This window comes from Aquamicrobium sp. LC103, from assembly GCF_001014615.2.
Classification (GTDB): Bacteria; Pseudomonadota; Alphaproteobacteria; order Rhizobiales; family Rhizobiaceae; genus LBCQ02.
This window is the reverse complement of sequence record NZ_LBCQ02000014.1, coordinates 154908-169932: the sequence shown is the minus strand read 5'-3', so window position 1 is coordinate 169932 and position 15025 is coordinate 154908. Positions and strand designations below refer to the sequence as shown.

At 65.2% G+C, this 15025-nt stretch carries 12 protein-coding genes and 1 tRNA gene; 10 read left to right on the top strand and 3 right to left on the bottom strand.

Annotated elements, in window-relative coordinates; translation table 11 throughout:
• Positions 1 to 3: 3 nt before the first annotated feature.
• Genes XW59_RS24925 through XW59_RS24915 form a run of 3 tightly spaced genes read left to right on the top strand, consistent with a single transcriptional unit; the run spans position 4 to position 2587 of the window.
• Positions 4 to 912, top strand: a complete 909-nt coding sequence (locus XW59_RS24925; protein ID WP_047148491.1) for an ABC transporter permease subunit — start codon at positions 4 to 6, stop codon at positions 910 to 912.
• Positions 913 to 914: 2 nt separating this feature from the next.
• A complete protein-coding gene (locus XW59_RS24920; protein WP_082137804.1) occupies positions 915 to 1763 on the top strand; it encodes an ABC transporter ATP-binding protein in 849 nt (282 codons plus the stop codon).
• Positions 1760 to 2587 (top strand): dipeptide ABC transporter ATP-binding protein, encoded by an 828-nt coding sequence (locus XW59_RS24915; protein ID WP_047148492.1) that lies wholly within the window; start codon positions 1760 to 1762, stop codon positions 2585 to 2587. Before XW59_RS24920 ends, XW59_RS24915 begins: the two co-directional genes overlap by 4 nt.
• A 49-nt stretch (positions 2588 to 2636) precedes the next feature.
• Here XW59_RS24915 and XW59_RS24910 read toward each other — a convergent pair whose 3' ends face one another.
• On the bottom strand, positions 2637 to 3881 hold the full coding sequence (locus tag XW59_RS24910; RefSeq protein WP_047148493.1) for a mechanosensitive ion channel family protein: 1245 nt from the start codon (positions 3879 to 3881) through the stop codon (positions 2637 to 2639).
• 233 nt (positions 3882 to 4114) lie between these two features.
• Here XW59_RS24910 and XW59_RS24905 point away from each other — a divergent pair, with 233 nt between their 5' ends.
• On the top strand, positions 4115 to 4915 hold the full coding sequence (locus XW59_RS24905) for a glycosyltransferase (RefSeq protein WP_137327096.1): 801 nt from the start codon (positions 4115 to 4117) through the stop codon (positions 4913 to 4915).
• Between the two features lie 45 nt (positions 4916 to 4960).
• Here XW59_RS24905 and XW59_RS24900 read toward each other — a convergent pair.
• Positions 4961 to 5036: transfer RNA gene (locus XW59_RS24900), tRNA-Thr, on the bottom strand.
• Positions 5037 to 5440: 404 nt separating this feature from the next.
• Here XW59_RS24900 and XW59_RS24895 point away from each other — a divergent pair.
• The 6 genes from XW59_RS24895 (at position 5441) to XW59_RS24870 (ending at position 13990) form a co-directional block, all read left to right on the top strand.
• On the top strand, positions 5441 to 5941 hold the full coding sequence (locus XW59_RS24895) for a (2Fe-2S)-binding protein (protein WP_047148494.1): 501 nt from the start codon (positions 5441 to 5443) through the stop codon (positions 5939 to 5941).
• A 102-nt stretch (positions 5942 to 6043) separates the two neighbouring features.
• Positions 6044 to 8398, top strand: a complete 2355-nt coding sequence (locus XW59_RS24890; protein ID WP_047148495.1) for a xanthine dehydrogenase family protein molybdopterin-binding subunit — start codon at positions 6044 to 6046, stop codon at positions 8396 to 8398.
• 110 nt (positions 8399 to 8508) lie between these two features.
• Complete coding sequence (locus tag XW59_RS24885; RefSeq protein WP_137327095.1) at positions 8509 to 9309, top strand: xanthine dehydrogenase family protein subunit M; 801 nt, start codon at positions 8509 to 8511, stop codon at positions 9307 to 9309.
• 255 nt (positions 9310 to 9564) lie between these two features.
• Positions 9565 to 12087: a heavy metal translocating P-type ATPase gene (locus XW59_RS24880; RefSeq protein ID WP_047148496.1), complete on the top strand. Its 2523-nt coding sequence runs from the start codon at positions 9565 to 9567 to the stop codon at positions 12085 to 12087.
• 131 nt (positions 12088 to 12218) lie between these two features.
• Positions 12219 to 12644 carry a YciI family protein gene (locus tag XW59_RS24875; protein WP_047148497.1) on the top strand — a complete coding sequence of 142 codons (426 nt, stop codon included), beginning with the start codon at positions 12219 to 12221 and terminating at the stop codon, positions 12642 to 12644.
• 98 nt (positions 12645 to 12742) lie between these two features.
• The gene (locus XW59_RS24870) at positions 12743 to 13990 is read left to right on the top strand and encodes an RNA polymerase sigma factor (RefSeq protein WP_047148498.1); all 1248 of its coding nucleotides are present in this window, start codon (positions 12743 to 12745) and stop codon (positions 13988 to 13990) included.
• 73 nt (positions 13991 to 14063) lie between these two features.
• On the opposite strand, the gene XW59_RS24865 is transcribed toward XW59_RS24870, so the two are convergent.
• On the bottom strand, positions 14064 to 15017 hold the full coding sequence (locus tag XW59_RS24865) for a nitronate monooxygenase family protein (RefSeq protein ID WP_047148499.1): 954 nt from the start codon (positions 15015 to 15017) through the stop codon (positions 14064 to 14066).
• Positions 15018 to 15025 lie beyond the last annotated feature (8 nt).

Genomic DNA, 15025 nt, shown 5'->3' with positions numbered 1-15025 from the left:
GCTATGACAGACATGGCAACCGTTCCCGCGCCCGTGCAGGAGGGCACCCGCCGCCAGATGCTCGCCGAGTTCTGGTACTATTTCTCGGAGAACCGCGGGGCCGTGATGGGCCTCTGGGTCTTCGTCCTGCTGGTCATCATCGCGATCTTCGCACCGGTTCTCGCGCCGCATGCGCCGAACGCACAGTTCAGAGACGCCATTCTCGTTCCGCCTTTCTGGGAAGCGGGCGGGCGCGCCGCCTATCCGCTGGGCACCGACGCCGTCGGCCGCGACATCCTTTCCAGGCTTCTCCACGGTGCCCGCTACTCGCTGTTCATCGGCCTGATCGTCACCTCGATCGCGCTGGTGGGCGGCATCATCATCGGCGTCATCGCCGGCTATTTCCGTGGCTGGATCGACACGGTGATCATGCGCCTGATGGACATCATCTTGGCCTTCCCGTCGCTCCTGCTGGCGCTGGTGTTGGTCGCCATCCTCGGCCCCGGCCTCACCAACGCGATGATCGCCATCGCGCTGGTGCTGCAGCCGCACTTCGTGCGTCTGACGCGTGCCGCGGTGATGAGCGAGAAGAATCGCGAATACGTCACCGCAGCGCGCGTCGCCGGCGCGGGCAATCTGCGGCTGATGTTCCGCACCATCCTGCCCAATTGCATGGCGCCGCTCATCGTCCAGGCGACGCTGTCCTTCTCCACCGCGATCCTCGACGCCGCCGCACTCGGCTTCCTCGGCATGGGCGCACAGCCGCCCACGCCCGAATGGGGCACGATGCTCGCCGAGGCCCGCGAATTCATCCTGCGCGCCTGGTGGGTGGTCACCTTCCCCGGCCTTGCGATCCTGATCACCGTGCTTGCCATCAACCTCATGGGCGACGGCCTGCGCGACGCTCTCGATCCGAAATTGAAGAGGAGCTGACCATGGCCCTTCTCGAAATCGAGAATCTCGTCGTCGAGTTCGGTACCTCCGCCGGTGCTTTCCGCGCCGTCGACGGCATCTCGCTCAAGGTGGACGAGGGCGAGGTGCTCGCCATCGTCGGCGAGTCCGGCTCCGGCAAGTCGGTCTCCATGCTCGCGGTGATGGGGCTTCTGCCCTGGACGGCCAAGGTCAGCGCCGACAGGATGACCTTCCGTGGTCGCGACCTGCTCGGGCTCTCGCCCTCCGACCGGCGCAAGATCGTCGGCAAGGACATGGCGATGATCTTCCAGGAGCCGATGGCGAGCCTCAACCCGTGCTTCACCGTCGGCTTCCAGATCGAGGAAGTGCTGCGGGTCCATATGGGGTTCGATCGCCGTGAGCGCCGCGAGCGTGCGATCAAGCTGCTCGAGGCGGTGGGCATCCCCGAGCCGGAGCAGAGGCTCAAATCCTTCCCGCACCAGATGTCGGGCGGGCAGGCGCAGCGCGTGATGATCGCCATCGCGCTGGCCTGTGATCCCAAGCTGCTGATCGCCGACGAGCCGACCACGGCGCTCGACGTGACGATCCAGAAGCAGATCCTCGACCTCCTGATGCGCCTGCAGGCCGAGCGCGGCATGGCGATGATCATGATCACGCACAATATGGGCGTGGTCGCCGAGACCGCCGACCGCGTGATCGTCCAGTACAAGGGTCACAAGATGGAGGAGGCGGACGTGCTGACGCTCTTCGAGGCGCCCAAGAACAACTATACCAGGGCGCTGCTGGCCGCGCTGCCCGACAATGCGGTGGGCGACAGGCTGCCGACGATCTCCGGACCGTTCGAAATGCCGGCATCGGGGAGCGCGCGATGAGCAGGACGATACTCGAAGCGCGCGGCATCGTGCGCGATTATCACATGCGCGGCGGGCTCTTCACGCCGGCGCGCACGGTGCACGCGGTCAAGGGCGTGAGCTTCAGCCTCGAGGAAGGCAAGACGCTCGCGATCGTCGGCGAGAGCGGCAGCGGCAAGTCGACGCTGGCGCGCATCCTCACCATGATCGACGCGCCGACGGCCGGCGAACTCACCATCGACGGCGAGAAGATCGACATTCTTGCCAACGGGCTCACCGCCGAACAGCGCCGCAAGGTGCAGATCGTGTTCCAGAACCCTTATGGTTCGCTGAACCCGAGGCAGAAGATCGGCGACGTGCTTGCCGAGCCGCTGGTCATCAACACCGACAAGCCGGCCGGCGAAAGGCGCGACCTCGCCATGCAGATGCTGATGAAGGTCGGCCTGTCGCCCGAGCACTTCAACCGCTATCCGCACATGTTCTCCGGCGGCCAGCGCCAGCGCATCGCGATCGCGCGCGCGCTGATGCTCAACCCGAAGCTGCTCGTGCTCGACGAGCCGGTCTCGGCGCTCGACCTTTCCGTGCAGGCGCAGGTGCTGAACCTGCTCGCCGATCTCCAGGACGAGTTCGGCCTTACCTACGTCTTCATCAGCCATGACCTTTCGGTGGTGCGCTACATCGCCGACGAGGTGATGGTGATGTATCTCGGCGAGGCGGTGGAATACGGCACCCGCGAGGAGGTCTTCTCGAGCCCGAAGCACGACTATACGAAGACGTTGTTCGCGGCGACGCCGCGTGCCGACGTCGAAAGCATCAGGAAGAGGCTCGCCAGGCGGGCGGCCTGAGGCCGGACGGCCGTTCCGCGCGCCACCCGGCGGCGGCGCGGAACGATGGTCAGGCGGCGGCCGGCTCGCTCCGGTTGGTGAGGAACGCTGCGGCCGCCTCGTTCAGATCGTGCCCGGCCGGCGTCTGGAAGGCGCGCAGCCCGAATTCAGGCAGGATCGCGTAGATGTGGTCGAATATGTCGGATTGAATGCCTTCATACTCGGCCCAGGCGATCGTCTTGGTGAAGCAGTAGATTTCCAGCGGCAGACCCTCCGCCGTCGGCTGGAGCTGGCGCACCAGAAGCGTCATGTCCTGCCGGACGCGCGGATGGTTGCGCAGATAATTCTCCACATAGGCGCGGAAGGTGCCGACATTGGTCGGTCTTCGCATGTTCGCGCGCACGGAAGCCCGCTCGCCCAGCCTTGCGTTGAAGTCGCTGATGTCGCGGGTCTTGTCGTGCATGTAGGTTTCGAGATGGCCGATCCGTGCCAGGCTCGCCGCCTCCTCGTCGGTGAGGAAGCGGATCGTGTTCTGGTCCAGGAAGACCGAGCGCTTGATCCGCCTGCCGCCCGATTCCTGCATGCCGCGCCAGTTCTTGAACGGATCGGTGATCAGCTTGCGTGTCGGGATGGTGGTGATCGTCTTGTCCCAGTTCTGCACCTTGACGGTGTGCAGGGCGATCTCGATCACGTCGCCGTCGGCGTTGAGGTTGGGCATCTCGATCCAGTCGCCCACCCGCAGCATGTCGGTGGAGGATATCTGGATGCTGGCGACGAGCGAGAGCAGCGTGTCCTGGAAAACCAGAATGAGGACCGCCGCCATCGCTCCCAGGCCGGAAAGCAGGATGACCGGCGAGCGATCCATGATCGTGGCGATCATCAGGACGATGGCGACGAGATAGATCGCCAGCTTCAGAACCTGCAGATAACCCTTGATCGGCCGCTGCCGCGCCTCCACCCGGCGATGGTAGATCGTGTCGAGAATGTTGACGACGGCGGCGAGCGCCATCGCCAGCGTCAGGATGATGAAGGCGTTGGAGACGTTCCTCACCACCGCCGTGACGACCGCCGGCAGTCCGGGAACGAACGTCACGCCCACCGACAGGACCATTGCCGGGACCGCGTTCGACAGCTTCTCCACCACGCCGTGGCGCGACAATTCCGGATCCCGGCCGAAAGGCGTCTTGACGACCAGTCGCGATAGGCCGCGCAACAGCAACGCCTTGACGACGAAGGTTGAGAGGAGAGCGGCCAATATGAGGGCGACGGCCGCGAGGATCGTCGTCACCCAGGGATAGGTATCGAGAAATTCCATGCCTGAAACGTGTTGCCTTTCGCTGTTTGCGTCGGCGCGCAGGCTATTGGCTCGAAGCTGCAATGTCCAATCAGGGCGGCTATAAGGGCGCGAAGGAAGTGTGGTCGAAACGTCCGTCGATGCGATCCGGTCGCGCCGCGACGATCGGCACGGGTCACTTTTTGCCACGCTTGTGTATGTTGGCGTCCGGAATCGAAACGCCGCGACAAAGGCAGCGACCGACGGGGACGGGAATGCATATCTGCACCTTTTGGTATGGGCGCTCGCTGCGGTACGTGGACCGGGTCTGTCTCGCCTCGATGGTGAAGGCCGGGCACAGGGTGAAACTCTTCTCCTACGGCGAGGTCGACAACCTGCCCGCCGGCGTCGAACCGCACGACGCCGCGGCGATCCTGCCGATCGAGACGTTCCGGCGGCTCGATCCGAACTTTCCGGATATCGGCGACTACGTCACCATCGTCCAGTTCAGCGACCTGTTCCGGATCATGCTGATGAAGCACCGCCAGGGCGTGTGGCTGGACACCGACGTCTATCTGGTCAAGCCGTTCTCGCCCGATCCGGCGAAACCGTATCTCGCGCGCGAGAACCGCAAGCGCGTCGGCGTGTCGGCGCTCTACCTGCCGCCCGACAATCCGGTCGTCGCCGATTTCGAGCGCTATATCCACGGCACGGAGGTGCTGCCCGAATGGCTGGGACCGGTGAGGGGAATGTTTCGCCCTGCATGGTACAGGCTCATCGGCAAGGAGGTCTCGCCCGCCTCGATCGGCATAACCATCTTCGGCAATGACGGCATCTCGCGGCTGGCGGCCCGCCACGGCTTCTTCGACGATGCCGCGCCGAAGGAGAGCTTCTACTACTGGACCGGAGACGACGCCCTGCGCATCTTCGATCCCGCCTATGGGCTCGAGCCGCTCGACCATCCCGCCTTCGTCGGCTTCCATGTCCACCGGAAGGGCCCGTCGGAACTGCCGCCGAGGCAGGGCAGCTTCTTCGACTGGGCGGTCAAACGGCTCTCTATGGCCGAGACGAGATAGCGGCTGCCGGTCGCCCGAAAGTCAAATGAACTGGCGATGGAAAATTGGTGCCGCTTGCGTGACTCGAACACGCGACCCCATCATTACGAATGATGTGCTCTACCGACTGAGCTAAAGCGGCTTAACCCTTCAAACTGGCCATACTATGGCCCTACTAACTTTCAGTCACCAGCCCCAACCCATTGGCTTCGAAGCTCATTCTCTAGCGGACCCGCTAATTACGAATGATGTGCTCTACCAACTGAGCTAAAGCGGCATCCGTGTCGGCGAGGCCGGCGACGAAAGTGAGCGCGTGATAGCCGCACTCGGCGGGAAATTCAAGCGCCAGTTTTGCGTTTGTCGAAAGCTCTCCGGGAGGACGGGGCCCTTGCGGACGATGGCGGCCCTCTGCCGGCATTGCCGCGACGAAGGTCGCAGGCACCGCCACCCCATGGACTCTTTGCGCGACTGCGTTACAGTTTCGCCAGGCTCGATCTCCGCCATGCCGGGGGCAGAGTGAGGACAGGGCGCTATGGAGGAGGTTTCATGTCTGAAGTTTCGATGGTCGTGAATGGCCGGAAAGTCTCCGGTGCGGTGGAGGACCGCACGCTTCTCGTGCACTACCTGCGCGAGCATCTCGGCCTCACCGGCACCCATGTCGGCTGCGACACGTCGCAATGCGGCGCCTGCGTCGTCCACATGGACGGCAAGGCGGTCAAGTCGTGCTCGATCCTCGCGGCGCAGGCCTCCGGATCGGAGATCGTCACGATCGAGGGGCTGGCGAACGGCGCCGATCTCCACCCGGTCCAGGCGGCCTTCAAGGAGCATCACGGCCTTCAATGCGGCTTCTGCACGCCGGGCATGATCATGGCCGCAACCGACATGATCCGTCGCCATCCCGAGGGGCTGGACGAGGCGACCGTGCGCGCCGAGCTGGAAGGCAACATCTGCCGCTGCACCGGCTATCACAACATAGTGAAGGCCGTGCTCGCCGCGTCGAAGACGATGGCGAAGGCAGGCAAGGGGAAGGCGAGAAAGGCTGCTTAGAGACGGGAATGGGGAGTAAGAGAGCAAGGCGGTAGGGAAATTTCGGTCCCTGCTCCCTTGTTCCCTACTGCCCTTCGGCATCGGTTCTGGAGGAGAACGCTCATGGGAGTTGAAGGCATTGGCGCCCGCGTGGCGCGCAAGGAAGACAAGAGGTTCATCACGGGGGCGGGTCGCTATGTCGACGACATGGTCGTGCCGGGCATGAAGCATGCCGCTTTCGTTCGCTCCCCCTACGCCCACGCCGATATCAGGAAGATCGACGTCAAGGCCGCGCAGGCGATGCCCGGCGTCATCGCCGTCTTGACCGGTCGCGAGCTGAAAGCCGACGGCGTCGGCAATCTCATCTGCGGCTGGATGATCCATTCCAAGGACGGCACGCCGATGAAGATGGGCGCGTGGTCGCCGCTTGCGGTCGACCGGGCGCGCTATGTCGGCGATGCGGTGGCGATCGTGGTGGCCGAGACCAAGGGCCAGGCGCGCGACGCGGCCGAGGCCGTCGAGGTGACCTACAAGGAGAGGAAGGCGGTCACCGACGCGGTCAAGGCGTTGGGGAAGGGCGCCCCCCAGCTTCACCCGGAAGCCGACAACAATCTGATCTATGATTGGGAGATCGGCGACGCCAAGGCCACCGAGGCGGCGATCGCGAAAGCCGCGCATGTGACGCGCATGCATATCGTCAACAACCGGCTGGTTCCGAACGCGATGGAGCCGCGCGCGGCCCTCGGCCACTACGACAAGGCCGAGGACCACTACACCTGCTGGACGACCTCGCAGAACCCGCATGTCGCGCGGCTGGTGATGAGCGCCTTCTACAACATCGCGCCCGAGAACAAGCTGAGGGTGATCGCGCCCGACGTGGGCGGCGGCTTCGGCTCGAAGATCTTCATCTATCCGGAAGAGATCGTCTGCCTCTGGGCCTCCAAGCGCGCCGGCGTGCCGGTGAAGTGGGTGGCCGACCGCACCGAGAGCTTCCTGACCGACGCGCATGGCCGCGACCATGTGTCGGAGGTGCAGATGGCCTTCGACAAGAACAACCGGATCATCGGGCTGAAGGTCGACACCATCGCCAATTTCGGCGCCTACATGTCGCTCTTCTCCTCCTCGGTGCCGACCTATCTCTATGCGACGCTTCTGTCCGGGCAGTACGACATCCCGGCGATCCACGCCAATGTGCGGGCCGTCTACACCAATTCCGCGCCGGTGGACGCCTATCGCGGCGCCGGCCGGCCCGAGGCGACCTACCTCCTGGAGCGCGTGATGGAGACCGCCGCGCGCGAGCTCGGCGTCGATCCGGCCGAACTGCGCCGCGTGAACTTCATCCGCCAGTTCCCGCACCAGACGCCAGTCATCCTGAACTACGATGCCGGCGACTACGAGGCCTCTCTGGACGCCGCCATGAAGGCCGCCGACTATGCCGGCTTCGCAAAACGCCGTGACAAGGCCAAAAAGGCCGGCAGGCTGCGCGGCATCGGCCTGAGCTGCTACATCGAGGCCTGCGGGCTCGCGCCTTCGGCGGCGGTCGGCTCGCTCGGCGCCGGTGTCGGCCTGTGGGAATCGGCCGAGGTGCGCGTCAACGCGGTCGGCACGATCGAGGTGATGACCGGCTCGCACAGCCACGGCCAGGGTCACGAGACGACCTTCGCCCAGCTCGTTTCCGACAGGTTCGGGTTGCCGGTCGACAGCGTCAACATCGTCCATGGCGACACCGACAAGGTGCAGATGGGCATGGGCACCTACGGCTCGCGCTCCGGCGCCGTCGGCATGAGCGCCATCGTCAAGGCGCTCGACAAGGTCGAGGCCAAGGCCAAGAAGATCGCCGCGCATCTGATGGAGGCCGACGAGGGCGACATCGTCATCGAGAACGGTGAGCTGAAGGTCGCCGGAACCGACAAGTCGGTGCCGTGGTTCCAGCTGGCGCTCGCCGCCTATACCGCCCACAATTTGCCGGCCGGCATGGAGCCGGGGTTGAAGGAGGGCGCGTTCTACGATCCGACCAACTTCACCTTCCCGGCGGGTTGCTACATATGCGAGGTCGAGGTCGATCCCGAAACCGGCAGGACGGAGATCGTGCAGTTCGTCGCCGCCGACGATTTCGGCAACATCATCAACCCGATGATCGTCGAGGGACAGGTGCATGGCGGCATCGCGCAGGGCGTCGGCCAGGCGATGCTGGAAGGCGCGCATTACGATCCGGCCTCCGGTCAGCTCCTGACGGCGAGCTACATGGACTACACCATGCCGCGCGCCGACGATCTGCCGTCCTTCAAGGTCTCGACGTCGAACACGCCATGCCCGAGCAATCCGCTCGGCATCAAGGGTTGCGGCGAGGCCGGCGCGATCGGCTCGCCGCCCGCGGTCATCAACGCCATCACCAACGCAATCGGCAACAACGACCTGACGATGCCGGCCACCCCGCAGCGGGTCTGGGCGGCGCTGAAGGCGGCAACGAAGCATTAAGAGAGGAGCGGGGGAGTAAGCGAATAGGCCATTTTGAACGCCGACCCTCGAGCCTCTTCCCTACTCCCTTACTCCCTTATTTCCCCTACTCCCTTTGTCCGGAGGCACTCATGTATCAAACCACCTATCACCGCGCCGCCTCGGTTTCCGACGCGGTCAAGCACCTGAAGAAATCCGACGACGCCAAGCTGGTGTCGGGCGGCATGACGCTCATCCCGGCGATGAAGACGCGGCTCGCCGCTCCGGCCGATCTGGTCGACCTGCGTCACATTCCCGAGATGAGAGGCATCGCGGTTTCCGGCAAGACCGTGACGATCGGCGCGGCCACCACCCATGCCGAGGTCGCGACCGACGCCAGGATAGCCAAGGCTTGCCCGGCATTGAGCCACCTCGCTTCCCATATCGGCGATCCGCATGTGCGCCACATGGGGACCATCGGCGGGTCGATCGCCAACAACGATCCGGCGGCTGACTATCCCGCCGCCATGCTGGCGCTCGACGCCATCATCGTCACCAACAAGCGCGAAACCCCCGCCGGTAAGTTCTTCAAGGGGCTGTTCGAAACGGCGCTCAAGGAGGACGAGATCATCACGGCCGTCACGTTCACCGTGCCGGCCAAGTCGGGCTACGAGAAGTTCCCGAACCCGGCTTCCCGCTATGCGATGACCGGCGTCTTCGTCGCGAAGGGCAAGGATGGCGTGCGCGCCGCCGTGACCGGCGCGGGCGAGGACGGCGTCTTCCGTTCAGGGGAGATCGAGGCGGCGCTGTCGAAGAAATTCGAGCCTGCCGCCCTCGAAGGCGTCAGCGTTCCGTCCGATGATCTGATGACCGACATTCATGCTTCGGCCGAATACCGTGCCAATCTGGTGGTGGTGATGGCGAAGCGTGCCGTGGTGCGCGCCAACGCCTGACCCTCTGCCGCGCAACGCGTCGATCTGAAAGGGGCCGGCTTGGCCCCTTCTTTTTGGGCGCGGGTTCGTCGGGGGCAAGCCTGGACGCGCCGCGTGGTCGATGGCCCGCGAAGCGTGCATGTCGGGCCTGCCGCGATTGACACCGCCGGCCGCCGAACCATTTCCCGGGCTGAAAGTTTGTGTTGCGAAGCCCCTTGACCTTCCAGTTACTGGAAGACCTACAACTGCTGCAAATCGCAGTTCAAGGATGCAACCATGTCTCATGATCACGACCACCACCATCATCACGGGAGCGGCGCATGCTACTCCAGCCATGGCGGAAAATCGGAAGCCGCGGCGACGCAAGCCGTCATTCGCGATCCCGTCTGCGGAATGACGGTCGACCCGTCCGCGGGCAAGCCGACGGTCGAGCATGGCGGGCACGTCTACCATTTCTGCAGCGATTCCTGCCGCAAGAAGTTCGCGGCCGATCCTGAAAACTATATGACCGCGACAGACCCGGTCTGCGGCATGAAGGTCGAGCGCGCCACGGCGAAGCATTTCGCCCGGCACGAGGGCACCGGTTATTATTTCTGCTCCGCGCGCTGCAAGGAGAAGTTCGAGGCGGAGCCCGAAAAATATCTCGGCGATCGGCCGGAGCCCGAACCGATGCCGAAGGGCACGCAATATACCTGTCCGATGCATCCCGAGATCGTGCGCGACAAGCCCGGCTCATGCCCGCTCTGCGGCATGGCGCTGGAGCCGATGGGCGTGCCCACCGGCGACGAGGGGCCGAACCCCGAACTCATCGATTTCAGCCGGCGTTTCTGGGTGAGCGCGGTGCTCTCCCTTCCGCTTCTCGCCGTCACCATGGGGCCGATGCTCGGCCTGCCGGTGCGCGACTGGCTCGGCGAGCGCAACGCGATCTGGCTCGAATTCGCGCTGGCCACGCCGGTGGTGCTGTGGGCGGCCATTCCCTTCTTCCATCGCGGCTGGGAATCGATCGTCAACCGCAGCCCGAACATGTGGACGCTGATCTCGATCGGCGTCGGCGCCGCCTATCTCTACAGCGTGGTGGCGACGCTGTTCCCCGACATCTTCCCGCACCAGTTCCGCGGCCATGGCGATACCGTGCCCGTCTATTTCGAGGCGGCGGCCGTCATCGTCACGCTGGTCTTCCTCGGTCAGGTGCTGGAATTGCGGGCGCGCGAGCGCACCGGCTCGGCGATCCGCGCGCTGCTCGACCTCGCCCCGAAGACGGCGCGGCGCCTCGGCGAGGACGGCAGCGAGACCGACGTGCCCCTTGATGAGGTCGAGACCGGCGACAGGCTGCGCGTGCGGCCCGGCGACAGCGTGCCGGTCGATGGCGTCGTGCTGGAAGGCCGCACGTCGATCGATGAATCCATGCTCACCGGCGAGCCGGTGCCGGTAGAGAAGACCGAGGGCGATCTCGTCACCGGCGGCACGCTCAACCGCAATGGAACGTTGATCATCCGTGCCGAGAAGGTCGGCTCCGAGACCATGCTCTCGCAGATCGTCGAAATGGTCGCCAAGGCCCAGCGCAGCCGCGCGCCGATCCAGGGCATGGCCGACCGCGTGTCCTACTACTTCGTGCCGACCGTGGTGCTGGTGGCCATCGTCGCCTTTATCGTATGGGCGCTGTTCGGCCCGCAGCCGAGCATGATCTTCGCCATCGTCTCGGCGGTCTCGGTGCTGATCATCGCCTGTCCGTGCGCTCTCGGCCTCGCCACGCCGATGTCGATCATGACGGCGACCGGGCGCGGCGCGCAGGCGGGCGTGCTCATCAAGGATGCCGAGGCGCTGGAGCGCTTCGCCGGCGTCGACACGCTGATCGTCGACAAGACCGGTACGCTCACCGAGGGCAAGCCCGTCCTCACCGATGTCGTCGCCGTTGAAGGCCTCGACGGCAAGGAACTGCTCGGCTTCGCGGCGAGCCTGGAAAAGGGTTCCGAGCATCCGCTGGCCGAGGCGATCGTCGCCGGCGGGCAGAAGCGTGGCGCCAGCATTTCGGATGCCGCCGACTTCGAGGCGGTCACCGGCAAGGGCGTGCGCGGCAAGGTCGCGGGACGCCTCGTCGAGCTCGGCAATGCCGCGATGATGGCGGATGCGGGCATCGCCGTCGATGCGCTCGGCGGCAGGGCCGACGCGCTGCGCTCGGATGGCAAGACGGCGATGTTCGTCGCGGTCGACGGCAGGCTTGCCGGCCTGGTGGCGGTCGCCGATCCGATCAAGGAGACGACGGCGGATGCGATCCGCGCGCTGCATGAAAGCGGGCTCAGGATCGTCATGGCGACGGGCGACAACGAGCGTACGGCCAGGGCGGTGGCGGCGAAGCTCGGCATCGACGAGGTGCGGGCCGACATGCTGCCGGAAGCGAAGAAATCGCTGGTCGACGAGCTTCACGCCAAGGGCGCCTCGGTCGCGATGGCCGGCGACGGCGTCAACGACGCGCCGGCGCTTGCCGCCGCCAATGTCGGCATCGCCATGGGCACCGGCGCCGACGTGGCGATGGAGAGCGCCGGCATCACTCTGGTCAAGGGCGATTTGAACGGCATCGTCAGGGCGCGTACCCTTGCACAGGCGACGATCCGCAACATCAAGCAGAACCTGTTCTTCGCCTTCGTCTACAACGCGCTCGGCGTTCCGATCGCGGCCGGAATACTCTATCCGGTCTTCGGCATGCTGCTTTCGCCGATGCTTGCCGCCGCCGCGATGAGCCTCTCTTCGGTATCGGTCATCGCCAATGCGCTGCGATTGCGCTCGCTTCGCCTGGGCTGAGGAGAAAAAACCGGCGAAACGCGATATCGCTGTCGATTCCGCCGCATGCCGTTCGTCGTCCGGATGAAGGCACGTGCCCCGCGCCGAAAACCTGCGGGGCACGGCCTTCGGATCAGGAAAGGATAACCGAAATGCGTTTCATGATGCTTATGATTCCCGGCGGCTACGAGAATGCGGAGCCCGGCACGATGCCCGACGCGGAAGCTGTCGGGCCGATGATGAAATACAATGAGGAACTGCAGAATGCGGGCGTGCTGCTCGCGCTCGACGGGTTGCACCCGCCTTCCATGGGCGCGCGCGTGTCGTTCAAGGGAGGCAAGCCGACGGTCACGGACGGGCCCTTTCCCGAGGTGAAGGAAGTGCTGGGTGGTTATTGGATGATCGATGTGCGCTCGCGCGAGGAAGCCATCGAATGGGCGAAGCGTTGCCCGGCCTCCGAGAACGAGACGATCGAGATCCGCCAGGTCCAGGAATTCTCCGACTTTCCGGAGGACTTGCAGCAGGCGACTGCCGGATTCACGGAAATGCACGAGGCCGCTGGCCGAAAGGCGCGGTAGCGGCCTGTGGCGGGTAGGGTGGCCGCTCGATGATCGAGCCTTCAAACCCGCCAATCCGCCCTTGCGCGAAGCGCTGTCCGGTGATCTGATCCGCCGCCGTGACGACGGAGAATGTACATCGGACCATAGAAACCGTCTGGCGGATCGAGCAGCCGAGGCTCATCGCCGGGCTGGCGCGGATCGTGCGCGACGTCGGCATAGCCGAGGAACTCGCGCAGGATGCGCTGGTCGTCGCCCTCAAGCAGTGGCCGGAGCAGGGCGTGCCGCGCAATCCCGGCGCCTGGCTCATGGCCACCGGCCGCAACCGTGCGATCGACCTGCTGCGGCGCAACAAGCGCCTGGGCCGCAAGCTCGAGGAAATCGGCCACGATATCGAAACCGACGCACCGCCCGATCCCGACGAGGCGCTGGACGACCATGTCGGCGACGACCTTCTGCGGCTGATCTTCACCTCCTGCCATCCGATCCTCTCTTCGGAGGCGCGGGTGGCGCTGACCCTGCGCCTGCTCGGCGGGCTGACGACTGACGAGATCGCCCGGGCTTTCCTGGTGCCGGAGCCGACGGTCGCGCAGCGCATCGTCCGTGCCAAGCGGACATTGTCGGAGGCGCGCGTTCCATTCGAGGTGCCGCGCGGCGAGGAGATGGCGAAGCGGCTCTCTTCCGTGCTGGAGGTGGTCTATCTGATTTTCAACGAAGGCTATGCGGCTACGGCCGGCGAGGACTGGATCAGGCCGCAACTGTCGCAGGAGGCGCTCCGGCTCGGCCGCATCCTCGCGCAATTGGCGCCGAACGAGCCGGAAGTGCACGGCCTTGTCGCGCTGATGGAAATCCAGGCGTCCCGCTTCGCCGCCCGTGTCGGGCCGAAGGGCGAGCCGGTGCTGCTGGCCGATCAGGACCGCTCGCGCTGGAACCATCTGCTGATCAGGCGCGGGCTTGCCGCCCTGCAGCGCGCGGAGTCGCTTTCCGACGCGCTTGGCCCCTATGTCGTCCAGGCGGCGATAGCCGCCTGCCATGCAAGGGCGCGCAAGGCTGAAGACACGGACTGGGCGCGGATCGCGGCGCTCTATGCCGCGCTTGGCGAAATCATGCCGTCGCCGATCGTCGAGCTGAACCGCGCCGTGGCGGTTTCCATGGCCTATGGACCGGCGGCCGGACTGGAGCTGGTCGAGGGGCTCAGGGAAGAACCGTCGCTCGTGCCCTATCACCTGCTGCCCACCGTGCGCGGTGATTTTCTCGAGAAGCTGGGCCGTAAGGACGAGGCGCGGGCGGAGTTCGAGAAGGCGGCGGCGCTGACCAGGAATGGCCGCGAGCGCGACATCCTGCTCGCGCGCGCCGCGGCGCTTTAATCTCGTCTCGAGCGGCGGGCCATTCGATCCTCAGCGTCCGGTATTTCCGGTATTTCCGGTATTCCAGGTTCCATCAGGCGGCGAGCTTGTGCCTCGCCTCCTCATATTCCCGGACCAGCCGATCGACCAGATCCGCGGCGCCGACGATCTCCGTCACGGCGCCGATCCCCTGTCCGCAGCCCCAGATGTCCCTCCAGGCCTTCGATTTGTCGCTGCCGAAATTCATCTTCGAGGGATCGGAGACCGGCAGATTGTCGGGATCCATCCCGGAGGCGCGGATCGAGCCTTTCAGATAGTTGCCGTGAATGCCGGTGAAGAGGTTGGAATAGACGATGTCCGCCGCCTTCGCCTCAACGATCATCTGCTTGTAATCGTCGTTCGCGCGGGCTTCCGTCGTGGCGATAAAGGGGGAGCCGATATAGGCCATGTCGGCGCCCATCGCCTGGGCTGCCAGAATCGCGCCGCCATTGGCGATCGCGCCGGAAAGCAGCAGCGGCCCGTCGAACCAGTGTCGGATTTCCTGGATCAGCGCGAATGGCGACAGCGTGCCGGCATGGCCGCCGGCGCCCACCGCCACCGCGATCAGCCCGTCCGCGCCCTTCTCGATCGCCTTGCGGGCATGACGGTCATGGATGATGTCGTGCAGCACGATGCCGCCGTAGGAATGGACGGCCTGGTTGACCTCCTCGACCGCGCCGAGCGAGGAGATGACGATCGGCACCTTGTATTTCACGCAAAGCGACAGGTCGTGTTCGAGCCTCGCGTTCGACTTGTGGACGATCTGGTTGACGGCGAACGGCGCGGCCTTGCGGTCCGGATGTTTCTCGTCGTGATCGCGCAGCTCCTCGGTGATCTCGGCGAGCCATTCGTCGAGCTGGGCCTCGGGCCTGGCGTTGAGCGCGGGAAAGGAGCCGACGATGCCCGCCTTGCATTGCGCGAGCACCAGCGGCGGATGGGAAATGATGAAGAGCGGCGAGCCGACGGCCGGAATGCGGAGGTTTTCCTTGAGGATGTTCGGCAGCGCCATCGTCGCGT